Source organism: Mycobacterium sp. MFM001 (assembly GCF_003402475.1).
Classification (GTDB): domain Bacteria; phylum Actinomycetota; class Actinomycetes; order Mycobacteriales; family Mycobacteriaceae; genus Mycobacterium.
This window is the reverse complement of sequence record NZ_BFAB01000015.1, coordinates 66149-87464: the sequence shown is the minus strand read 5'-3', so window position 1 is coordinate 87464 and position 21316 is coordinate 66149. Positions and strand designations below refer to the sequence as shown.

At 66.3% G+C, this 21316-nt stretch carries 21 protein-coding genes; 13 read left to right on the top strand and 8 right to left on the bottom strand.

From position 1 onward, the window contains the following. Positions 1-42 precede the first annotated feature (42 nt). Genes MFM001_RS21135 through MFM001_RS21120 form a run of 4 tightly spaced genes read right to left on the bottom strand, consistent with a single transcriptional unit; the run spans position 43 to position 3345 of the window. Positions 43-507, bottom strand: coding sequence for a MarR family winged helix-turn-helix transcriptional regulator (locus tag MFM001_RS21135; protein WP_116377219.1), 465 nt, complete (start codon positions 505-507; stop codon positions 43-45). 8 nt (positions 508-515) lie between these two features. Continuing rightward, the gene (locus MFM001_RS21130; protein WP_116377218.1) at positions 516-1754 is read right to left on the bottom strand and encodes an amidohydrolase family protein; all 1239 of its coding nucleotides are present in this window, start codon (positions 1752-1754) and stop codon (positions 516-518) included. Then, positions 1751-2080, bottom strand: coding sequence for a hypothetical protein (locus tag MFM001_RS21125; RefSeq protein WP_116377217.1), 330 nt, complete (start codon positions 2078-2080; stop codon positions 1751-1753). The genes MFM001_RS21130 and MFM001_RS21125 overlap by 4 nt, the downstream gene beginning before the upstream one ends. Beyond that, complete coding sequence (locus MFM001_RS21120; RefSeq protein ID WP_116377216.1) at positions 2077-3345, bottom strand: aromatic ring-hydroxylating dioxygenase subunit alpha; 1269 nt, start codon at positions 3343-3345, stop codon at positions 2077-2079. The genes MFM001_RS21125 and MFM001_RS21120 overlap by 4 nt, the downstream gene beginning before the upstream one ends. Before the next feature lie 92 nt (positions 3346-3437). Here MFM001_RS21120 and MFM001_RS21115 point away from each other — a divergent pair, with 92 nt between their 5' ends. Further along, the gene (locus tag MFM001_RS21115; protein ID WP_116377249.1) at positions 3438-4883 is read left to right on the top strand and encodes an aldehyde dehydrogenase; all 1446 of its coding nucleotides are present in this window, start codon (positions 3438-3440) and stop codon (positions 4881-4883) included. Positions 4884-4891: 8 nt separating this feature from the next. On the opposite strand, the gene fadD17 is transcribed toward MFM001_RS21115, so the two are convergent. Genes fadD17 through MFM001_RS21100 form a run of 3 tightly spaced genes read right to left on the bottom strand, consistent with a single transcriptional unit; the run spans position 4892 to position 8682 of the window. After that, positions 4892-6397 (bottom strand): long-chain-fatty-acid--CoA ligase FadD17, encoded by a 1506-nt coding sequence (fadD17, locus tag MFM001_RS21110; protein ID WP_116377215.1) that lies wholly within the window; start codon positions 6395-6397, stop codon positions 4892-4894. A 2-nt stretch (positions 6398-6399) separates the two neighbouring features. After that, complete coding sequence (locus MFM001_RS21105; RefSeq protein ID WP_116377214.1) at positions 6400-7491, bottom strand: acyl-CoA dehydrogenase family protein; 1092 nt, start codon at positions 7489-7491, stop codon at positions 6400-6402. Between the two features lie 9 nt (positions 7492-7500). Continuing rightward, positions 7501-8682, bottom strand: a complete 1182-nt coding sequence (locus MFM001_RS21100) for an acyl-CoA dehydrogenase family protein (protein WP_116377213.1) — start codon at positions 8680-8682, stop codon at positions 7501-7503. Between the two features lie 212 nt (positions 8683-8894). Here MFM001_RS21100 and MFM001_RS21095 point away from each other — a divergent pair, with 212 nt between their 5' ends. The 12 genes from MFM001_RS21095 (at position 8895) to MFM001_RS21040 (ending at position 20679) form a co-directional block, all read left to right on the top strand. Then, entirely contained in the window at positions 8895-9086 is a 192-nt protein-coding gene (locus MFM001_RS21095) for a ferredoxin (protein WP_116377212.1), read from the top strand. A gap of 66 nt (positions 9087-9152) precedes the next feature. After that, positions 9153-10061, top strand: a complete 909-nt coding sequence (locus MFM001_RS21090; protein ID WP_116377211.1) for a 3-oxoacyl-ACP reductase — start codon at positions 9153-9155, stop codon at positions 10059-10061. A 261-nt stretch (positions 10062-10322) separates the two neighbouring features. Continuing rightward, complete coding sequence (locus MFM001_RS21085) at positions 10323-11087, top strand: ABC transporter permease (RefSeq protein WP_116377210.1); 765 nt, start codon at positions 10323-10325, stop codon at positions 11085-11087. Positions 11088-11091: 4 nt separating this feature from the next. After that, on the top strand, positions 11092-11934 hold the full coding sequence (locus MFM001_RS21080) for an ABC transporter permease (RefSeq protein ID WP_116377209.1): 843 nt from the start codon (positions 11092-11094) through the stop codon (positions 11932-11934). A gap of 8 nt (positions 11935-11942) precedes the next feature. Continuing rightward, positions 11943-13145, top strand: coding sequence for an MCE family protein (locus tag MFM001_RS21075; protein WP_116377208.1), 1203 nt, complete (start codon positions 11943-11945; stop codon positions 13143-13145). Next, complete coding sequence (locus MFM001_RS21070; RefSeq protein WP_116377207.1) at positions 13145-14194, top strand: MCE family protein; 1050 nt, start codon at positions 13145-13147, stop codon at positions 14192-14194. Before MFM001_RS21075 ends, MFM001_RS21070 begins: the two co-directional genes overlap by 1 nt. Beyond that, on the top strand, positions 14184-15245 hold the full coding sequence (locus tag MFM001_RS21065) for an MCE family protein (RefSeq protein ID WP_116377206.1): 1062 nt from the start codon (positions 14184-14186) through the stop codon (positions 15243-15245). Before MFM001_RS21070 ends, MFM001_RS21065 begins: the two co-directional genes overlap by 11 nt. Continuing rightward, positions 15242-16654 (top strand): virulence factor Mce family protein, encoded by a 1413-nt coding sequence (locus MFM001_RS21060; protein WP_116377205.1) that lies wholly within the window; start codon positions 15242-15244, stop codon positions 16652-16654. Before MFM001_RS21065 ends, MFM001_RS21060 begins: the two co-directional genes overlap by 4 nt. Next, positions 16651-17811: a virulence factor Mce family protein gene (locus MFM001_RS21055; RefSeq protein WP_238159319.1), complete on the top strand. Its 1161-nt coding sequence runs from the start codon at positions 16651-16653 to the stop codon at positions 17809-17811. Before MFM001_RS21060 ends, MFM001_RS21055 begins: the two co-directional genes overlap by 4 nt. Next, positions 17811-19523: a virulence factor Mce family protein gene (locus tag MFM001_RS21050; RefSeq protein ID WP_116377204.1), complete on the top strand. Its 1713-nt coding sequence runs from the start codon at positions 17811-17813 to the stop codon at positions 19521-19523. The genes MFM001_RS21055 and MFM001_RS21050 overlap by 1 nt, the downstream gene beginning before the upstream one ends. Then, the gene (locus tag MFM001_RS21045; protein WP_192887014.1) at positions 19487-20197 is read left to right on the top strand and encodes a mammalian cell entry protein; all 711 of its coding nucleotides are present in this window, start codon (positions 19487-19489) and stop codon (positions 20195-20197) included. Before MFM001_RS21050 ends, MFM001_RS21045 begins: the two co-directional genes overlap by 37 nt. Then, the gene (locus tag MFM001_RS21040) at positions 20197-20679 is read left to right on the top strand and encodes a mammalian cell entry protein (protein ID WP_116377202.1); all 483 of its coding nucleotides are present in this window, start codon (positions 20197-20199) and stop codon (positions 20677-20679) included. Before MFM001_RS21045 ends, MFM001_RS21040 begins: the two co-directional genes overlap by 1 nt. 66 nt (positions 20680-20745) lie before the next feature. On the opposite strand, the gene MFM001_RS21035 is transcribed toward MFM001_RS21040, so the two are convergent. Then, on the bottom strand, positions 20746-21309 hold the full coding sequence (locus MFM001_RS21035) for a hypothetical protein (protein WP_116377201.1): 564 nt from the start codon (positions 21307-21309) through the stop codon (positions 20746-20748). Positions 21310-21316 lie beyond the last annotated feature (7 nt).

Genomic DNA, 21316 nt, shown 5'->3' with positions numbered 1-21316 from the left:
TCTTCCATCACTCGGAAGAGTATCAAGTACTTGTGATACGTATCAAGTACTTGATTCATCGCCGGTATGGTCAGTGAATAGTGGGTTGCCGGTGCCCTTTTCGACCACGCGGGCCAGCAGGTCGTGCAGCAGCTGCTGCTCTTCGGGGCTCAGCACGCCGAACACCTGCTCGTGGGCGGCCAGCGCGTCGGCGAGGACAGCAGAGACCACAGCGCGGCCTTCGTGGGTGAGATAGGCCTGCAAGATCCGGCCGTGTTGCGGGTCTTGCTTGCGCTCCACCAGCCCGCGGTCCTCGAGCGCGGCGATTGCCAACTGCGCGCCCTGCGGGCTGATCAGCAGCCGGCGGGCCAATTCGGCCCCGGAGAGGCCTGGCTCGTTGGCCAGCTGGCGCATCAGGCCGATCTGCGCGGTGGTCACGCCGTGGCTGCTGATCGCGTCGTTGACGGTCTTCAGCGAGAAGTGGAAGGCCTGCTTGAGCAGCCACAGGATGTTGTCGGTGAGTTCCATGGTGTGTCCTACGGCCGCTTGTGAACCTGGCCACCCTTCATCACGAACCGTACGTCGAGCGTGCTCGTGATGTCGCGCGACGGGTCCCCTGGCACGGCGATGATGTCGGCGAGGTAGCCGGGCGCCAGCCGGCCCAGTTCGTCGTCGGCCTCGATGAGCTCGGCGCTGGTCACCGTCGCCGCGCGGATCGCCTGCATCGGTGTCATGCCGCGGTCGACCAGCGCGCACAGCTCCTTGGCGTTCTGGCCGTGCGGGATCGCCGGCGCGTCTGTGCCGCAGGCGATCCGTACGCCGGCGGCTATTGCCTTGGGCAGCATGGCTTTAGCTTGCGGAAACACCTCAGCGGCCTTCTTGCGCAACTCGGGCGCAACCCGGTCGACGGCCAGTGCCTCGGTCAGATAGGTCGTGGAGACCAGGAAGGTGCCGTGGTCGACCATCATCGCGATGGTGTCGTCGGTTGCCAGGAACCCGTGTTCGATGCAGTCGATTCCGGCCTTGATGCAGGCCCGGATGGCGCGGTCACCGATGGCGTGCGCGGCGACCCGGATGCCGGCGCGGTGGGCCTCGTCGGCGATCGCGGCGAATTCTTCGTCGGAGTACTGCTGCGATCCGGGTGCCGTGCTGTGCGACATCACCCCGCCCGACGCGGACACCTTGATCACCTTCGCGCCGTGGCGGATTTGGTAACGCACGCAGGCGCGCACGTCCGGTACGCCGTTGGCGATCCCTTCGGCCACCGACAGCGGCATGATGCCCGGCGCCAGCCGTTGGAACACCGTCGGGTCCAGATGTCCGCCATAGGGTGTGACGGCGTGCCCGGCCGGCACCACCCGCGGGCCGACGTGCCAGCCCGCCTCGATCGCGCGTTGCAGTGCCACGTCGAGCAGATAGCCGCCGGTCTTGACCATCAGGCCGAGATTGCGGACCGTGGTGAAGCCTGCATCCAGTGTGGTGCGCGCATTCACTGCGCCGCGCAGCGTGCGGTAGGCCGGGTCGTCCTGCACACCATGCAGGGGCGACGGCAATCCCTCCGGTCCGCCCGGACCGCCGATGAGCAGGTTGAGTTCCATGTCCATCAGCCCCGGCAGCAGCGTCATGTCGCCGAGGTCGATCTCGGTGGCCGAATCTCGGGGTGGCTCAGCAGGATTGACCGCGGTGATCCTGTCGTCGTCAACCACGACCACCGCCGGTGACCGCACCTGCCCGGTGTCGACGTCCGCCCAGCGGGCGGCCCGCAGCACGATCACGGCACCGGTTCGCTGACGCAATCCAGGGTGGACGCGCCCGAATCCGGAACGCGGGGCTGCTTCCAGCACTCGACGGGAAACGACACCATGATCATCGAGTACAGCAGGTGCATCAGATTCATGACGTCGTCGGGCAGATCGTCGAGGCTGAACTTGTCGCAATAGGCCAGCGCGTCCTCTGCACGCGGTGTGATGGCGTCGTAGAACGCCTGCATGTCGACCATCGTGCTGTTGAGTCGCTTGTGGTAGCGCTCCGGCTCGCTGGGCAGGCACCAATCGGAAAATGGTTCCAAATCAGCGAATTCGGGTGGCAGCTTGGCCGTCATGACACCCCTGCCGTAGCGCGCCGGTAGTCGTCGACCCATGCCGCGGTCTCGCGGTGTAGATGGCGGATCAGCACCTCTTGATCGTTGAGCAGAAAACCGTCGACAACACGCGATTCGATCATCGACTGGGTTGCCTCCAGCGTGTTGGCGTCCTGCAGACCGAATTCCTTGAAGGTCACCGCCGCGAGCTCCTGGGCGACCCGCTCGCGCGGAGTGCGCGGCGGCGGGAAATACAGCGTGCCTTCGAAAACATGACTGTTATAAGACGTCGGCCAGTAGTGGTAGGTCAGATACCAGCCCTGGCCCCAGATCAGGATCACGAAATTGGGGAACAGCTGAAACGAGTCCAGCCCCCACGGGTCACAGTTGGCCGGGTTGACACCGACGGGTAACTGGCCGAGGTCCGGGCTGTCCCACGGCCCGAAAAGCCCACTGCGACAGATCTCGTCGATGGGCTTACGCATATCGGCGTCCATCTCCCAGGCGCGTACACCCGACGTGCTGACCAGCCGATGCGGCCCGTCGATACGGTAGTGCGGCGCCTCGAAGCCGGCTTCGGCGGCCGCCTTGGAGTACTTGGTCGGCGACTGGTTCGCGTGCAACACCGGCGCGTGATAGAACTCCTGGAACGCGTCCAGGTACAGCTTCCAGTTCGCCTTCACTTCCGAGCGGTAACGCCACCGTGAGGTCATCTGTCCGAATGGATAGCCCTCCAGCCCGGTGACCATCGGACCCAGAAACTCTCGCAGTGACTGCTCGGGCGCGGCGGCGAAGTTGACGAAGATGAAGCCTTCCCAGACGTCGCAATGCACGGCGACCAGGCCGTAGCGGTTCTTGTCGAGGTCGAAGAACTCGCCTTCCTGCGGAACGTGAGTAAGGTTGCCGTCCAAGTCATAACGCCACGCGTGGTACTTGCACCGGAACTGGCGGCAGAAGCCGCTGGTCTCCTCGGCCGGCATGTCGTTCCACACCAGCTTGTTGCCGCGGTGCCGGCAGATGTTGTGGAATGCCTTGACCTCGCCAGTGGTGGTGCGCACCACGACAATCGACGTGTTGGCAACCTTCAGTTCCTTGGTGAAATAGCTGCCGTGGCGCGGAAGCTGTTCGACGCGACCGACATTCAGCCATACCCGCTTGAAGATCGCCGCCCGCTCGAGCTCGTAGAACTCCGGGGAGATGGAGTCCTCGTAGGAGACCGGTCCGGTGCCGAGATCGGGGTAATGCTGCGTCCAGCTGCCTTCCGGCGGCTTGGGGAAACGAGGCATGCGTACTCCTGTCGATATCCACCCGTAGCGCCGACCGTATATGCTCGACTGAGCAATCGCAAGTAGTTGATATTCCCGGGTTGGAGGTCGGTGTGCGGCGACGAGACGAACTGTTCATCGGCGGGAGTTGGTCGAAGTCGAGCGGCGACGCCGTCGTCGAAGTGGTCTCGCCGGCCACCGAAGCACCCGTCGCGCAGGTGGCGGCTGCCGGACCGGCCGACGTCGACGCTGCGGTCGGCGCCGCCCGCAAGGCGTTCGACGACGGACCCTGGCCCCGGCTCGATCCGTCCGCGCGCATTGCCGCGGTGCGACGGCTGGCCGAGCTCTACGGCGAACGGCGTTCGGAGATGGCCGATCTCATCACCGCCGAGATCGGCGCACCGATCAGCTTCGCCCAACGGGCCCAGGTCGGGCTGCCGTGGATGATGATGTCCGCGTTCTGCGATCTGGCTGACGACTTCCCGTGGCAGGAGACTCGGCGTGGACACTACGGCGCCGACATCAGCATCCGTCGGGAACCGGTCGGCGTGGTGGCCGCGATCGTGCCGTGGAACATGCCGCAGTTCCTGATCGTCACCAAGCTGGTGCCCGCGCTGCTGGCCGGCTGTTGCGTGGTCCTCAAACCGGCTCCCGAGTCGCCGCTGGACGCGCTGCTGCTGGCTGACCTACTCGAGGAGCTCGACCTGCCGGCCGGTGTGGTCAGTGTGTTGCCGGGCGGTGCCGACGTCGGCGCCTACCTGGTGGGGCACGGAGGAGTGGACAAGGTGTCGTTCACCGGCTCCACGGCCGCGGGCAAGCGGGTGGCCGGGGCGTGCGCGGCCGACTTGAAGCGGGTGAGTCTCGAGCTCGGCGGCAAGTCGGCCGCGATCGTTCTCGACGACGCCGACCCGGTTGCCGTCGCTGCCGGGATCCGATCGGCAAGCCTGTCCAACAGCGGCCAGATTTGTAACGCGCTCACCCGAATCCTTGTGCCCGCCAAGCGAAGTGATGGGTACGTCGACGCGCTGGCCGCCGAGCTGCGTGGCCTTCGGGTGGGAGATCCGGCCGATCCCGAAACGCAGCTGGGTCCATTGGTGGCGCAGCGGCAACAACAGCGTGTCCTCGGCTACATCGAGTCCGGCAAGGCCGAAGGCGCACGACTGGTCACTGGCGGCACCGGCATGCCCGACGGCGTCGAGCGCGGCTGGTATGTGCGGCCCACCCTGTTCGCCGACGCCGACAACACGATGCGGATAGCGCGCGAAGAGATCTTCGGCCCGGTGCTGACCGTCATCGGGTACGACGACGAGGACGAGGCGGTGCGGATCGCCAACGACTCCGACTACGGGCTGGCCGGCTCGGTCTTCACCGGGGACATCGAGCGTGGGGTGGCGCTGGCAGCCCGCATCCGCACCGGCACGTTCGGCGTCAACCAGGGCTACACGATGGACCCGTATGCGCCGTTCGGCGGCGTCAAATCCAGTGGCTACGGCCGGGAATTGGGCCGTGAAGGCATCGAGGGCTACCTGGACACCAAGTCGATCTCGGTGGCCGGCTAGCGCGCAACCTAGCGGCTGATCGTCCAGACCGGGTCGGGGCAGTCGACGCCGTCCGCCGACAGTTCACGTTTGAGCACCTTGAACGTCGCGGTGCGCGGCAGCGCGCGACTGATTCGCACGTACGACGGCCACTGCTTGGGTCCGAGGTCGGGCTGCTCGGCCAGAAACGCGCGGAACTTCTCGACGTCGAACTCGGCGTCTGGCGCCATCACCACCGCGGCCATGACCTTGTCGCCGACGACCTGGTCGGGCACGCCGTACACCGCCACCTCGCGGACCCCGGGGAAGCGTGCCAGCACCCGCTCGATCGGCGCGGTGCCCAGGTTTTCGCCGTCGACCCGCAGCCAATCACCCAGCCGCCCAGCGAAATACACGTAACCGTTCTCGTCGCGGTAGGCCAGGTCGCCACTATGGTAGACGCCGTCGGCCATCCGTGCCGCGTCGGCTTCGGGGTCGTTGTAGTAGCCCTCGAACCGGCCTGGGCCGGCGACGTTGACCAACTCGCCGACGACACCGGGCGGGCACGGCGCACCGGTCTCGGTGTCGCGGATCTCGATCCCGTCGGGCAGCGGGCCCAGCGAGCCGGCGGGGGCGTCGGGGGTGCGGGCGATCGCCACCCCGCCCTCGGTCGAGCCGAACCCGTCGACGGCAATACAGCCGAACCGGCGGGCAAACCGCTCGATATCGGCGGGCGCACCTTCGTTGCCGTACACCACCTTCAGCGGGTTGTCCGCGTCGTCGGGCTGTTCGGCAGTGGCCAGCACATACGACAACGGCTTGCCGACGTAGTTCGCATAGGTGACGCCGTACTTCCGGACATCAGGCAGAAAGCCCGACGCGGAAAACTTGCGCCGCAACACCATTGACCCTTGGCACGCGGCCGCCACCGACCAGCCGACCAGCACCGCATTGGAGTGAAACAGCGGCATCGACACGTAGCAGCGGTCGGCGGGTCCGAGACCGAACCGCTCGGTCATCGTCACACCCGCGATCCCGACCTTGCCGTGGCTGCATTTGACCGCCTTCGGGTCACCGCTCGTGCCCGAGGTGAAGATCAGCATGAACAGGTCTTCGGGCGCGGCATCCCGAAAGCACACCTCGGCATCGCCATGCGCGGCAACTTCGTCGGCCCACTCACCGGAATCGACATTGACGTGCGGGATATCACCAATGGCGGCAGCGGAATTCGTATCGGCGAGCACCAGCTGGCAATCCGCATAGTCGATGTCGCGTGCCAGCGCGGCGCCGCGGCGCACCGGGTTGAGTCCCACCGGCACGATGCCCGACATCCCGGCCGCGACGAGCACCGCCGAGAAGAACGGGGTGTTCTCCAGCAGCACCCCGACGTGCGGCGGCCGGGTCGGGTCGAGCCGTGCCTGCAGCGCCGCCGCCACCGCGGCGCCGTGCCGAAGATGCGAGCGCCAGTTGGTGAACGAGTCCTCGAAGTAGACGCCCCGATCGTCAATGTCGACAAGCGGTTTCAGCAAGTCGGTGACGGTCGGGAGAGCCTCCATATCTAGGCGGGCGTGTCCGCGAGCTCACGGCCGATTCGGAGCAGCTGCCCGGTAGCGCTGCCCAGCGCGAACTCGGTCTGCTTGGCTGCCAGGAAGTAGCGGTGTACCGGGTGGTCGATGTCGATGCCGACACCACCGTGCACGTGAACGATCGTGTGCGCCACCCGATGTCCGGCATCGGCGGCCCAAAACGCCGCGGTGGCCACCTCGTTGTCGGCGGGCAAATCCTCGGAGAGGCGCCACGCCGCCTGGGTAAGCGTCAACCGCAATCCCTTGACGTCGATGTAGCCGTCGGCCAACCGCTGCGACACGGCCTGGAAGCTGCCGATCGGACGGTCGAACTGCTCACGGGTACGCGCATATTCGGCGGCCATGTGCAGCCCGCGGTCCAGCACGCCGAGCTGAAACGCGCTGCGGCCCAACGAAGCGCGGGTGGAAATCCAGCTCACCACGTCGTCGCCGCCGACCCGCCGCGCATCATCCACCTCGACGCCGTTCAGCCGCACATGTCCCACACTGCCCAGGCCCGTGGTTTCCAGCGGAGTTACCGAGGCTTCGTCGGCGGTGACCAGGAAAACCGCTGTGCCGGAATCGGTTTCGGCAGCCACCAGGAAGCCGTCGGCCACCGGGCCGTAACCGACCTGGGTGCGCGTTCCGGTCAGCCGGTAGCCGTCACCCGAACGGGTGGCCTGCACCGGGCCGTCGCCCATCTCGCCGTCCAACGCGACGGTCAAAACCTTGGCACCGCTCACCGCGGCTGCGCCCCACTCCTGCTGCAGTTCGGCCGAACCGAATTGCGCCAGCGCGCCGGCGGCCAGCACGACCGATTCCAGATACGGCACGGCGGCCAGCCCCCGGCCCAACGCGACCAGCACCGCCGTCTGCTCCAGGACGCCATACCCGCCGCCGCCCAACGATTCCGGGGCTGCGGTGCTCAAGATGTCGGCGTCGACGAGCTTGCCCCACAGCGAGCGGTCGAACCGTTGCTCGAGGCCGTCCAGCTCCCGCTGATGCTCCGGCGTGCACACCGCATCGACAATGGTGCCGGCCAGCTCGCCGAGGTCGTGGGCCGCTTCGGTTGTCGAGAAGTCCATCAGAATCCTTTACCGGTTGGCTCGGGGCAGGCCCAACGCGACCATGCCGATGATGTCACGCTGAACTTCGTTGGTGCCGCCGCCGAAGGTCAGGATCAGACACGCCCGGTGCATCCGCTCCACTCGCCCCCGCAGCAGCGCGCCGAACGAGTCCTGGCGCACCGTCGCGGCGGTCCCCAGCACCTCCATCAGCAGCCGATAGGCCTCGGTGGCCAGCTCGGTGCCGAACACCTTGGCGGCCGACGCATCGGCCGGGGAGGGCGCGCTGTCAGCAGCCGACGCCAGCTCCCAGTTGATCAGCTTGAGCACTTCGACTTTGGCGTGTACCCGGGCGAGATTGAGTTGCACCCATTCCGAGTCGATCAGCCGGGCGCCGGACGCGTCCTTGGTGTTCTGCGCCCACTCGCGAACTTGGTTGAGCGCCACGATGATCGGCTGCGCGGACACCAGCGCAACGCGCTCGTGGTTGAGCTGGTTGGTGACCAGCTTCCAGCCGCCGTTCTCCTCGCCGACCCGGTTGGCCACCGGCACCCGGACGTCGGAGTAATAGGTGGCGCTGGTGTCGGGGCCGGCCATCGTGTGCACCGGGGTCCAGGAAAACCCGTCAACATCCGTCGGCACGATCAGCACGGAGATACCGCGGTGCTTCTTGACTTCGGTGTTGGTGCGCACGGCCAGCCACACGTAGTCGGCGTACTGGATCAGGGAAGTCCACATCTTCTGACCGTTGACGATGTAGTCGTCGCCGTCGCGCACCGCGGTGGTCCGCAGGTTTGCCAGGTCGGTGCCTGCACCCGGCTCGGAGTAGCCGATGGAGAAGTGCAGTTCCCCCGCAGCAATGCGCGGCAGGTAGAACTTCTTCTGCTCCTCGCTGCCGAACGCCATGATCGTCGGCGCGACGCTGTTGATCGTCAGGAACGGCACCGGCGCCCCGGCGATCGCCGCCTCGTCGGTGAAGATCAGCTGGTCCATCGCCGAGCGGGCCTGCCCGCCGTACTCCTTGGGCCAGCCCAGCGCGAGCCACCCGTCGCGGCCCATCTGCGCGACGGTCTCGCGGTACACGTTGCCGGTGCCGTACTCGCCCGACGTCGAGCTCAGCGCCTCGCGGCGCTCGGGGGTGATCAGCTTGGCGAAGTAGGACCGCAGCTCGCGGCGCAGTTCCTCCTGCTCCGGGGTATAACTGATCCGCATTGGCCGTCCTCCGGTCGTCTGTACCGAGCGTCGAGTTATCGGGTCCAAATTGGCCGATTTCGCTCAACAACTCGACGCTCGACGGTCTTTTAGGCTACCCGTCCACCAATCCTGGTTGTAACACGTTCTAGTCTGAGGGTCCAGCGAGCCGTCGTCGTATGGTGGGGACACGGCAGTGGGAAACGCCAAGTCGGCTTGCAAAGGAGGAAGCTGTGCGAGTGATAGTGGACCGCGATCGGTGCGAAGGCAACGCGGTGTGCGTGGGAATCGCACCGGATATCTTCGAGCTCGACGACGAGGATTACGCCGTGGTGAAGACGGATCCGATCCCCGCCGACCGGGAGGCGCTGGCCGAGCAGGCGATCGCCGAATGCCCGCGCGCGGCTCTCAAGCGCGAAGACTAGGCGATCGCAAGCGCGGCGAAGCCGGGCGCAGCGGGTCGCCGCCGACAGACTAGAGGTATTCATAAATTGACTAGCAGCAGTAACGCGACCGATCTGTCTGGGAAGGTCGCGGTGGTCACCGGCGCGGCCGCAGGATTGGGCCGCGCCGAGGCGATCGGCTTAGCCCGCGCCGGCGCCACCGTCGTCGTCAACGACATCGCCGGCGCGCTGGACGCCTCCGACGTGATCGACGAGATCACCGCGGCGGGTTCCAAGGCCGTCGCCGTGGCCGGCGACATCAGCCAGCGCGCCACCGCCGACGAGCTGGTCAGCACAGCCGACGGGCTGGGTGGCCTGAGCATCGTGATCAACAACGCCGGGATCACTCGCGACCGGATGCTGTTCAACATGTCCGACGAGGAGTGGGACGCCGTGATCGCCGTGCACCTGCGCGGCCACTTCCTGCTCACCCGCAATGCCGCGACGTACTGGCGCCAGAAGGCCAAGGACGCGGGAGGCTCGGTCTACGGCCGGCTCGTCAACACGTCGTCGGAGGCCGGACTGGTCGGTCCGGTCGGGCAGGCGAACTACGGCGCCGCGAAGGCCGGCATCACTGCGCTGACCCTGTCCGCGGCGCGGGCGCTGGGCCGCTACGGGGTCTGCGCCAACGCGATCTGCCCGCGGGCCCGCACCGCGATGACCGCCGACGTCTTCGGCGAGGCGCCCGAGACGGGCGAGATCGATCCGCTTTCGCCGGAGCATGTGGTGACCCTGGTCCGGTTCCTGGCCTCGCCCGCGGCCGAAGCGGTCAACGGGCAGGTGTTCATCGTCTACGGACCGCGGGTAACGCTGGTGGCCGCGCCGACGGTGGAGCAACAGTTCGCGACCGACGCGCCGGCCTGGCAGCCCGAGGAGCTGAGCGCGACCCTGCAGAATTACTTTGCTGGGCGCGACCCTGAACGCAACTTTGCGGCAACCGGCCTGATGGAGTCCTAGCGGGTGCTTGCGTCAGCCTGTAACCGCATTCGCGAGCTAGAACACGTTACAGAACGGTTTGGGCCACATAGTCTCTGACCTGGACAAACTACTAACCTTTGTCTAATTTTGCAGTTCTTTGACACTGCGAACTTGTTCTAGTTAGTATGATCCGGCTCACGCGGAGCAGCGTCCGACGATAGGGGAGACATACCGGCGCGCGCAGGGGACGCATAGGCTTCGCCGAGGTTGCAGACACCCCACCCGAGAAGGGACCGAAGGTTGATCGGACAGCTCGCGGTTCCGGCCCGGGCCGTGGGCGGGTTCGTCGAGATGTCGCTGGAGACATTCCGCGCGATGTTCCGGCGACCATTCCAGTTCCGAGAATTCCTCGACCAGACCTGGATGATCGCCCGTGTCTCGCTGATCCCGACGCTGCTGGTGGCCATCCCGTTCACCGTGCTGGTGGCCTTCACCCTCAACATTCTGCTGCGCGAACTCGGTGCCGCCGACCTGTCCGGGGCGGGCACCGCATTCGGGACCATCACCCAGCTCGGTCCCGTCGTCACCGTGCTGGTGGTTGCCGGCGCCGGCGCCACCGCGATCTGCGCGGACCTCGGCGCCCGCACCATCCGCGAGGAAATCGACGCGATGCGGGTGCTCGGCATCGACCCGATCCATCGGCTGGTGGTGCCCCGGGTGCTGGCGTCGACGTTCGTCGCGCTGCTTTTGAACGGTCTGGTGTCGGCGATCGGCATTGCCGGTGGCTATGTCTTCTCGGTGTTGTTGCAGGGCGTCAACCCAGGCGCGTTCGTCAACGGCCTGACCGTGCTGACGCACCTGGGTGAGCTGGTGCTCTCCGAGGTGAAGGCGTTGTTGTTCGGTGTCGTCGCCGGCCTGGTCGGCTGCTACCGGGGATTGACGGTCAAGGGCGGGCCGAAGGGCGTCGGCGTCGCCGTCAACGAGACCGTGGTGTACGCGTTCATCTGCCTGTTCGTGATCAACGTGATCATGACGGCCATCGGCGTGCGGGTGCTGGCCCGGTGATGCCATGAGTTACGACGCCACGCTGCGCTTCCGCCGCTTCATGTCCCGGTTCGCCGGACCGGTCGACAACTTCGGCGAGCAGGCGCTGTTCTACGGCGAATCGATGCGCTACATCCCCAATGCGTTCGGCCGCTATCGCAAGGAGACCATCCGGCTGATCGCCGAGATGACGATGGGCACCGGCGCGCTGGTGCTGATCGGCGGGACGGTGGGCGTCGCAGCGTTTCTGACGCTGGCATCCGGCGGCGTCATCGCGGTGCAGGGCTACGAGTCGCTGGGCAACATCGGCATCGAGGCGCTGACCGGGTTCCTCTCGGCGTTCCTCAATGTCCGCATCGTCGCCCCTGTCGTGGCCGGCATTGCGCTGGCCGCGACGATCGGTGCCGGCACCACTGCGCAATTGGGCGCGATGCGGGTGGCGGAGGAGATCGACGCCATCGAGTCGATGGCCGTGCACTCGGTCTCCTATCTGGTGTCGACGCGGTTGATCGCCGGGCTGATCGCGATCGTCCCGCTGTACTCACTGGCGGTGCTGGCGTCGTTCTTCGCCGCCCGGTTCACCACGGTGTTCATCAACGGGCAGTCGGCGGGTCTGTACGACCACTACTTCAATACGTTCCTCAATCCGAGCGATCTGCTGTGGTCGTTCCTGCAGGCGATCGTCATGTCGATCGCCGTGATGCTGGTCCATACCTACTACGGCTACAACGCTTCTGGCGGACCGGTGGGCGTCGGGCTGGCGGTCGGCCAGGCGGTGCGCACGTCGCTGATCGTCGTCGTCGTCATTACTTTGTTCATCTCGCTGGCCGTTTACGGCGCGTCCGGTAATTTCAACCTCTCCGGATAAAGGGAGCGATGGCAAGCACAGGGGCAAGGCGAACTCATGTCAGGCTGGCAGCGGCGCTGCTGGCCTCTCTGTTGCTGGGCTTTGTGCTGTTGACGTATCTGTCTTACAACGCGGCGTTTTCGTCGACCGACACCGTCACCGTGACCGCGCCGCGGGCCGGTTTGGTGATGGACCGCGACAATAAGGTGAAGTACCGGGGCATCCAGATCGGCAAGGTCAAGAACGTCAGGTACTCCGGGGACCAGGCTCAGCTCGAACTCGCCATCGACAGCGGCGAGATTCGCTACATCCCCTCCAATGCCACCGTGCACATCGCCAGCAACACGATCTTCGGCGCCAAGTCGGTGGAATTCATTCCGCCGCAGTCACCTTCGAAGACGTCGTTGCGGCCGGGCGCGCACGTGCAGGCCTCGGCTGTCTCGCTGGAAGTCAACACGTTATTCCAGTCGCTGATCGACCTGCTGCACAAGATCGACCCGGTCGACCTGAACGCGACACTGAGCGCCGTCGCCGAAGGCCTGCGCGGCCACGGTGACGACCTGGGCGACCTGCTGTCCGGGGTGAATACCCTGACGCGCCAGCTGAATCCGAAACTGCCTACCCTGCAGCAGGACTTCGCCAACACCGCCACGGTGGCCAACATTTACGCCGACGCCGCCCCCGACCTGGTCACCGTGTTCAACAACACTCCGACCATCGCCAAGACCGTCGTCGAGCGACAGGGCGACCTCAACGCCACCCTGTTGGCGACGATTGGGTTGGCCAACAACGCCTATGACACGCTCGCGCCGGCCGAGCAGGATCTCATCGACGGCCTCAAGCGGATGCGGGCCCCGCTGAAGGTCGCCGGCGACTACTCACCGGAATTCGGCTGCATGTTCAAGGGAATTCAGCGCGGCATCGACGAGTTCGCGCCGCTGCTCGGTGTGCGCAAGGCCGGCCTGTTCACCTCGTCGAGCTTCATCCTCGGCGCGCCGTCGTACACCTATCCGGAGAGTCTGCCGATCGTCAACGCCTCCGGCGGTCCCAATTGCCGTGGGCTGCCGGACATTCCGACCAAGCAGTTCGAAGGCTCCTGGTTCCGCTCGCCGTTCCTGGTGACCGACAACGCCTACATCCCGTACGAGCCGTTCACCGAAATGCAGGTGGATGCGCCATCGACGCTGCAATTCCTGTTCCACGGCGCCTTCGCAGAACGGGACGATTTCTGATGACCGCGCCGCACGAGTCGCACCGCTCGATGATGGTGAAGGTCGGCATCTTCACGGCGACGATGCTGCTGGTTGCCGTCGGCCTGGTGGTGATTTTCGGCGAGTTCCGGTTCGGCCCGTCGAACCTGTACCACGCCAACTTCTCCGACGCGACACGGTTGAAAGGCGGACAGAAGGTGCGCATCGCCGGGGTGCCGGTCGGTGCGGTGCGCGACGTCAAGCTCAACAAGGACAACACCGTCGACGTGGCGTTCACGGTGGACAAGCGCTACACGCTGTACTCGTCGACGCGGGCGGTGATCCGCTACGACAACCTGGTCGGCGACCGGTTCCTCGAAATCACCTCGGGCCCAGGCGAACTACGCAAGCTGCCACCGGGCGCGACCATCGACCAGCACCACACCCAGCCGGCACTCGACCTCGACGCGCTGTTGGGCGGCCTGCGCCCGGTGCTCAAGGGTCTCGACGCCGACAAGGTCAACACCGTCAGCAGCTACGTCATCCAGTTGCTGCAGGGCCAGGGCGGCGCGCTGTCCGACTTGCTGGCCAACACCAACGCATTCGGCTCGGCGCTGGGCGCCCGCGACCAGGTCATCGGCGACGTGATCAACAACCTCAACACGGTGCTGACCACAGTCGACGAGAAGGGCGCGCAATTCTCGGCCAGCATCGACCAACTGCAGCAACTGATCACGGGGTTGGCGCAGGGTCGCGACGCGGTGGCGGGTGCGATTCCGCCGCTGGCGTCTGCGGAAACGAATCTGACCGAGCTGTTGAAGGGTGCCCGCCGGCCGCTGCAGGGCGTCATCGAAAACACCCGGCCGATCGCCACCGAACTCGACGACCGAAAAGCCGAGGTGGCCGACGACATCGAGCAGCTGGGCGAAGACTATTTGCGACTGTCCGCGCTCGGTGCCTACGGGGCGTACTTCAACATCTACTTCTGCACGGTATCGCTCAAGATCAACGGGCCGGCCGGCAGCGACATCCTGATCCCGATGGGCGGCCAGCCCGATCCGAGCAAGGGGAGGTGCGCTTTTGCCAAGTAAGGCAGACACCGGCGATCCGCTGCGGACCGGCATCTTCGGCTTGGTCCTGGTGATTTGCATCGTGTTGGTGGCATTCGGATACACCGGCCTGCCGTTCTGGCCGCAGGGCAGGTCCTACGACGCCTACTTCAGTGACGCCGGCGGCATCACGCCCGGCAACGACGTCTACGTGTCGGGTATCAAAGTGGGACAGGTGAAGTCGGTTGGGCTGGCCGGCGACACCGCCAAGGTGTCGTTCACCGTGAACCGCCGCATTGCCGTCGGCAGCCAATCGCTGGCATCGATTCGGACCGACACCATCCTCGGCGAGCGGTCGATCGCCGTCACGCCGGCGGGAAGCGGTAGCGCCACCACAATCCCGCTGAGCCGGACGACCACGCCCTATGCGCTGGGCTCCGCACTGGAGGATCTGGGCCGCAACGCCGGCGACCTGGACAAGGCCCAGTTCGAGAAATCGCTGCAAGTGATTACCAATGCGCTGCACGACGCCACCCCGCAACTGCGCGGCGCGCTGGACGGTGTGACGTCGCTGTCGCGCACTCTCAACCGCCGCGACGAAGCGCTGGCCAGCCTGCTGGCCCACGCGAAGTCGGTGACCGAGGTGCTGGCGGACCGCGCCGGGCAGGTCAACAAGCTGATTCTGGACGGCAACCAGTTGTTCGCCGCGCTGGATGCGCGCCGGGCTGCGCTGAGTCAGCTGATCGCCGGAATCCGCGATGTGTCCCAACAACTTTCGGGCTTCGTGGCCGACAACCGCAAGGAGTTCGGCCCGGCGCTGTCCAAACTCAACCTGGTGCTCGACACGCTCAACGAACGCCACGAATACATCACCGAGGCGCTGAAGCGGTTGCCCGCGTACGCCACCACGCTGGGCGAGGTGGTGGGCTCCGGCCCCGGGTTCAACGTGAACGTCTACGGCGTGGTGCCGGCGCCGATCGTCGGGATCATGTTCGACGCCGTCTTCCAACCCGGCAAGCTCCCGGACAGCTTCGCAGATTATCTGCGCGGGCTTATCCAGGAGCGGTGGATCATTAGGCCGCAGTCGCCATGACCGTGTTGTCGTCTCTGCAAGAACGCAGTCGCGCACTGCGGCTGACTCTGGCGCTCACGCTTGCGGTCCTGATCGCGGCCGGCGCCTACCTGGTCTGGCCGGCACGCACCGGCCACAAGATCGTCGGCTACTTCACCTCGGCTGTCGGGCTGTATCCCGGCGACCAGGTGCGCATTGTCGGGGTGCCGGTGGGCAAGATCGATTCGATCGAACCCCGTGCATCGGACGTGAAGATCACCATGTCGGTCGACCGCGGCATCAAGGTGCCACAGGATGCGCGGGCGGTCATCATGTCGCCCAATCTGGTTGCCGCGCGGTTCATTCAGCTCGCCCCGGCCTACACTGGCGGTCCGGCGCTGTCCGACGGCGCGAGCATCGATCTTTCTCACACCGCGGTGCCGGTGGAATGGGACGAGGTCAAAGAGGCGCTGAAGGATTTGGCCGACAAGCTCAGTCCCACCGCGGGACAGATGCAGGGGCCGTTGGGCAAGCTGATCAATCAGGCCGCCGACACGTTCGACGGCAACGGCGACTCGTTCCACGCCGCGCTGCGTGAGCTGTCGCAAGCCGCCGGCCGGCTGGGGGATTCGCGCACCGACGTCTTCGGCACAGTCAAGAACTTGCAGGTGTTGGTCGAAGCGTTGTCGTCGAGCAACGAACAGATCGTCTCGTTCGCCGGACACGTCGCTTCGGTCTCGCAGGTGCTCGCCAAGAGCTCCGAGCACCTTGACCAAACGCTCGGCACGCTCAACCAGGCCCTCGGCGACGTCAAAGACTTTCTGCACCAGAACAACTCGACGCTGATCGGGACGGTCAACAAACTTGCCGATCTGACCAAGACGCTCAGCGACCAGAGCGAGAACATCGAGCAGGTGCTGCACGTCGCGGGCCCCGGGATCAGCAACTTCTACAACATCTACGACCCCGCTCAGGGCACGCTCAACGGCCTGTTGTCGATTCCCAACTTCTCCAACCCGGTCCAGTTCATCTGCGGCGGTTCGTTCGACACCGCCGCCGGGCTGGTGGCGCCCGACTACTACAAGCGCGCCGAGATATGCCGGGAGCGGCTGGCTCCGCCGCTGCGCAGACTGACCGCGAACTACCCGCCGATGATGTTCCACCCGATCAACTCGATCACCGCCTACAAGGGTCAGATCATCTACGACACCCCGGCCACCGAGGCCAAGGCGCAGACACCGATTCCGGAGCTGACCTGGATACCGGCGCCCGGGGTGCATCCGCCCAGCCCGGACGACCTGCAGGCCATGCTGGTGCCGCCCGCGCCGTCGAACGCCCCGGCACCCGGTCCCGCTCCCGCACCCGCTCCGGGAGCCGCACCCGCGCCTGCCGCTGCACCGGCCGGTCCGGCGCCCGGACCACTGCCCGCAGAGCAGGGAGCGGGCCGATGAAGCGGATGATGGTGCGCGGCACGGCAATTGCAGCGAGCGGCATGCTGCTGGCCGGTTGCAAGTTCGGCGGGCTGAACTCCCTCTCGCTGCCCGGCACCGCCGGCCATGGCGTCGGCGCCTACTCGATCACCGTCGATTTGGCCGACGTCGCCACCCTGCCACAGAACTCGCCGGTCATGGTCGACGACGTCACCGTCGGCAGCGTGTCGGGAATCGACGCGATCCAGCGCCCGGACGGAAGTTTCTTTGCCGCAGTCAAGTTGGGACTGGACCGCAACGTGGTGTTGCCGGCCAATGCGACCGCCAAGGTGGCGCAGACGTCGCTGTTGGGCTCCCAGCACATCGAGCTGGCCGCCCCGACGGACCAGAAACCGGTGGGCAGGCTGCGCGACGGCTCGACCATCCAAGAGTCGCGCACCAGTCGCTATCCCACCACCGAAGAGGTCCTCGCGGCACTCGGCGTGGTGGTCAACAAGGGCAATCTCGGTGCGCTGCAAGAGATCACCGACGAGACGTACAAGGCGGTGGCGGGCCGGCAAGGCCAGTTCGTCGACCTGGTGCCCAGACTCGCCGAGCTGACTGCGGGGCTGAACAAACAGGTCAACGACATCATCGCCGCCATCGACGGATTGGACCAGTTCTCGGCGATCCTGGCGCACAACAAGGACAGCCTGGGCCGGGCGCTGGATTCGCTGCCCGAGGCGCTGTTGGTGCTCAACAAGAATCGCGACCACATCATCGACGCGTTCGCCGCGCTCAAGAGGGTGGCAACCGTCGCCTCGCATGTGCTCGCCGAAACCAAGGTGGATTTCACCGAAGACGTCAAAAGCCTCTACTCGGTGACCAAGGCGCTGGCCGACAGCCGCAAGGAATTCGTCAGCTCGCTGCAGATCTTGCTGACGTTCCCGTTCCCCAACTTCGGCATCAAGCAGGCGGTGCGCGGCGACTACCTCAACGTGTTCACCACCTTCGACCTCACGGTGCGCCGGCTCGGTGAGACGTTCTTCACCACTTCGTGGCCGCTCGACCCGAACATGCTGCACATGGACGAAATCCTCAATCCGCCAGACTTTTTGCTCGGGTCAATGGCCAACTTGTCCGGCCAGGCGGCTGACCCGTTCAAGATCCCTCCGGGGTACTCGGAAAGCAATCACTGATGCTCGATCGCCTGACCAGAACCCAGCTGACCATCTTCGGCGTGGTCACCGTGATCACCGTCGCGGTGATGGCGATCTTCTACCTGCGGTTGCCTGCCGCGCTCGGCATCGGCACCTACCGGGTGACCGCCGACTTCGTCGCCGGCGGCGGGTTGTACAAGAACGCCAACGTCACCTACCGCGGGGTCGCAGTCGGCCGGGTGGAGTCGGTCGGGCTGAACCCGCACGGCGTCGACGCGGTCATGCGGCTGAACAGCGGCACCACGGTCCCGTCGAACGTGACCGCCACCGTGAAAAGCGTGTCGGCCATTGGTGAGCAGTACATCGACTTGGTGCCACCGGACAATCCGGCCTCGACCAAGCTGCACAACGGGTCCGTCATCGCGCGGGACAACACCCGCATCCCGCTGGACATCGCCACCCTGCTGCGCCAGTCCGAGACGCTGGTCAACAGCGTGGCCGACACCCGGCTGCGGGAGCTGCTGCACGAAACGTTCAAGGCGTTCAACGGATCCGGGCCCGAATTGGCCCGGCTGATCGAGTCGTCACGGCTGCTGGTGGACGAGGCCAACGCCAACTTCCCGCAGACCGAGCAGCTGGTCGACCAGGTGGGCCCGTTCCTGCAGGCCCAGATCCGCGCCGGAGACGACATCAAGTCGCTGGCGGATGGGTTGGCGCACTTCACTTCCGAGGTCCGGCAAGCCGATCCGCAGCTTCGCACCCTGCTGGGCGTCGTGCCGCCGGCCGCCGACGAGGCCAACACCGCGTTCTCGGGCATCCGGCCGTCGTTCCCGATGCTGGCGGCCAACCTGGCCAACCTGGGCCGGGTCGGCGTGATCTACCACAAGTCGCTCGAACACCTGCTGGTCGTGTTGCCGGCGCTGTTCGCGGCGATCATCACCGCCGCCAACGGCGAACCGCAGGACGAGGGCGCAAAGCTGGACTTCAAGATCAACATCGACCCGCCGCCCTGCAACACCGGTTTCATTCCGCCGCCGCTGATCCGGACGCCCGCCGACGAGACGGTGCGCGAGATCCCGAACGACTTGTACTGCAAGACCGCCCAGAACGACCCGTCCACGGTGCGTGGCGCCCGCAACTACCCGTGTCAGGAGTTTCCGGGCAAGCGGGCACCGACGGTGGCGCTGTGTCGTGACCCGCGCGGCTATGTGCCGATCGGCACCAACCCGTGGCGCGGACCGCCGATCCCCTACGGCACGCCGGTGACGAATGGGCTGAACATCTTGCCGCCCAACAAGTTCCCGTACATCCCGCCGGGCGCCGACCCGGATCCGGGCACACCGATCGTGGGACCGCCCCCGCCCGGGGTGGTGCCGGGACCGGGGCCGGCACCGCATCAGCCGTTCCCGACGCCGCCGCCGCCCAACACCGGTGGCACTGACGGACGCCAGGCGTGGATACCGCCGGCGCCCTACCCGCCGCAGCCGCCGATGATTCCGTTCCCGAAGGCGGTTCCGCCACCCGGACCACCGGAAGGCCTCTCACCCCCGCCGCCATTCCCCCCGCCCGAAAAGCCGTGGGGTCCGCCGCCGGGGCCGGTGCCGCAGGCTAGCGGTACGGCCTACACCACCTACGACGACAGCACGGGAACGTTTCAGGACCCGGCAGGTGGCACTGGTATCTTCGCGCCCGGCAGATCATCGAGCGCCGAGACCTGGGTGGACCTGATGCGCGATCCGAGGCAGTTGTGAGCGAGGAAGAACCGACGACGCGGCGCGCGCGTCGGCGGGCTTCGCGCGCGGCCGGCCCGACCGGGGGCGAAGCAGCGATGGCCACCGTCCGTGTCGAGGCGCCGGCCGAACCGGTCAAGAGGCGGGCCACGCCGCTCGGGCCGCCGCAGCGCCGGCCCGCCAACCGCCGGCTCGTCGGGCTGATCGCGCTGGTGGCCGGGCTGGTCGGGATCGGCGCGCTGAGCGCGGCGCTGTCGGTCCTGGTGGTGCAGCAGCGCCATGCGGACGCCGCGCAGGCCCGCGACCAGCGCTTCGTCGACACGGCTACCCAAACCGTCGTCAACATGTTCAGCTACACGCAGGACAACATCGACGAGAGCGTGCGCCGGTTCTACGACGGCACCAGTGGACCCCTGCGCGGCATGCTGAGCTCCAACAACAACGTCGAAAACATCAAGGCTCTCTTTCGGCACACCAACGCGACCTCAGAAGCGGTCGTCAACGGGGCTGCGCTGGAGGAGATCGACAGCGTCACCGACAACGCGTCGGTGCTGGTGTCGGTCCGGGTCACGGTCACCGACATCGACGGCGTCAACAAACCGTCCCAGCCCTACCGGATGCGCGTGATCGTGCACGAGGACGAGAACGGCCACATGACCGGCTACGACCTGAAGTATCCGGAGGGCGGCAACTGATGCGGTGGTTTGTCGCTGCCGTCGCCGCCCTGCTGACCTCCGCGTTCGTCGGGCTGGGCGCGGCCAGCGGATGGTTCTACTGGGACCGGGTGCAGACTCGGGGCGAGCAGTCGGCGCGTGCGGTGCTGCCCAAGCTGGCCGCTAAGGAAGTAGCGCAGGTGTTCGGCTACGACTACCAGACCGTCGAGCGCAGCCTGACCGAGGCGTATCCGCTGCTCACGCCGGGCTATCGGCAGGAGTTCGAGAAGAGCGCCACCCAACAGATCATCCCGGAAGCCAAGAAGCGCGAAGTGGTCGTCCAGGCCAACATCGTCGGCGTGGGAGTCATGGAGGCCAAACGCGATTCGGCGTCGGTGATGGTGTACCTGAACCGCACAGTGACCGACAAATCGCGGCAGCCGGTTTACGACGGCAGCCGGCTACGCGTCGACTACAAGCGGGTCGGCGGCAAGTGGCTAATCAACTACATCACGCCGATTTAGCGGGTCGCCGCCATTGATTTCGGCGCGGTAATCGTCGCTCAGCGACGGAAACCGCGCCGAAACCGCTCAGCGGCACTGCCCGATTTCGTTGCAGTCCAACGGGTAACGCTCGACCGGTACCGGCAGTGGCTCCTTGAACGCCAGTGTGAACGGGGTTTTGGTCATTCCCGGCTGCAGGCCGCAGACCGCGCCGTGGATGCTGGTGTGGGTGCCGGCGAGCGTCACGTCGTCGAAGGCATACGTGTCGGTCGACGGCGCGGTCGTGCCGTCCGGACACGAGACCCCGGTCGACTTGCCCACTTGGAATGTCCATAGATCGCTGGTAAGCCGGGCCCGGCCGATGTAGTTCGCGAGCTTCTCGTCGGGAGTGATTTTCCGCGGTGTGGTGCTCGAGACATTGAGTGCGCACAGGTCGGCCGCAATGACCGGGTCGGTGAAGTCCGGAATGGCGCGTTGCCGGGACGGCGCGTCACACAACGCCGAGATCTTCCACGTGGCCGGGGGCACCCCCGCTTCGCTGAAGGTATAGATGCCGTCCGGTGGCGGGCCCAATGCCTTGGCGGGGCTGGCCGTTCCCACCGCCACCAATGCCATGACGGCGGCGGCGGTCATGCCACGGGAGATGATCATGCGTCGA

Coding starts and splice junctions, on each gene's coding strand:
- MFM001_RS21035 (WP_116377201.1), bottom strand. CDS start 21,309: ATGATCATCTCCCGTGGCATGACCGCCGCCGCCGTCATGGCATTGGTG.
- MFM001_RS21135 (WP_116377219.1), bottom strand. CDS start 507: ATGGAACTCACCGACAACATCCTGTGGCTGCTCAAGCAGGCCTTCCAC.
- MFM001_RS21080 (WP_116377209.1), top strand. CDS start 11,092: ATGAGTTACGACGCCACGCTGCGCTTCCGCCGCTTCATGTCCCGGTTC.
- MFM001_RS21060 (WP_116377205.1), top strand. CDS start 15,242: ATGACCGTGTTGTCGTCTCTGCAAGAACGCAGTCGCGCACTGCGGCTG.
- MFM001_RS21100 (WP_116377213.1), bottom strand. CDS start 8,682: ATGCGGATCAGTTATACCCCGGAGCAGGAGGAACTGCGCCGCGAGCTG.
- MFM001_RS21105 (WP_116377214.1), bottom strand. CDS start 7,491: ATGGACTTCTCGACAACCGAAGCGGCCCACGACCTCGGCGAGCTGGCC.
- MFM001_RS21040 (WP_116377202.1), top strand. CDS start 20,197: ATGCGGTGGTTTGTCGCTGCCGTCGCCGCCCTGCTGACCTCCGCGTTC.
- MFM001_RS21050 (WP_116377204.1), top strand. CDS start 17,811: ATGCTCGATCGCCTGACCAGAACCCAGCTGACCATCTTCGGCGTGGTC.
- MFM001_RS21070 (WP_116377207.1), top strand. CDS start 13,145: ATGACCGCGCCGCACGAGTCGCACCGCTCGATGATGGTGAAGGTCGGC.
- MFM001_RS21120 (WP_116377216.1), bottom strand. CDS start 3,345: ATGCCTCGTTTCCCCAAGCCGCCGGAAGGCAGCTGGACGCAGCATTAC.
- MFM001_RS21125 (WP_116377217.1), bottom strand. CDS start 2,080: ATGACGGCCAAGCTGCCACCCGAATTCGCTGATTTGGAACCATTTTCC.
- MFM001_RS21055 (WP_238159319.1), top strand. CDS start 16,651: ATGAAGCGGATGATGGTGCGCGGCACGGCAATTGCAGCGAGCGGCATG.
- MFM001_RS21075 (WP_116377208.1), top strand. CDS start 11,943: ATGGCAAGCACAGGGGCAAGGCGAACTCATGTCAGGCTGGCAGCGGCG.
- fadD17 (WP_116377215.1), bottom strand. CDS start 6,397: ATGGAGGCTCTCCCGACCGTCACCGACTTGCTGAAACCGCTTGTCGAC.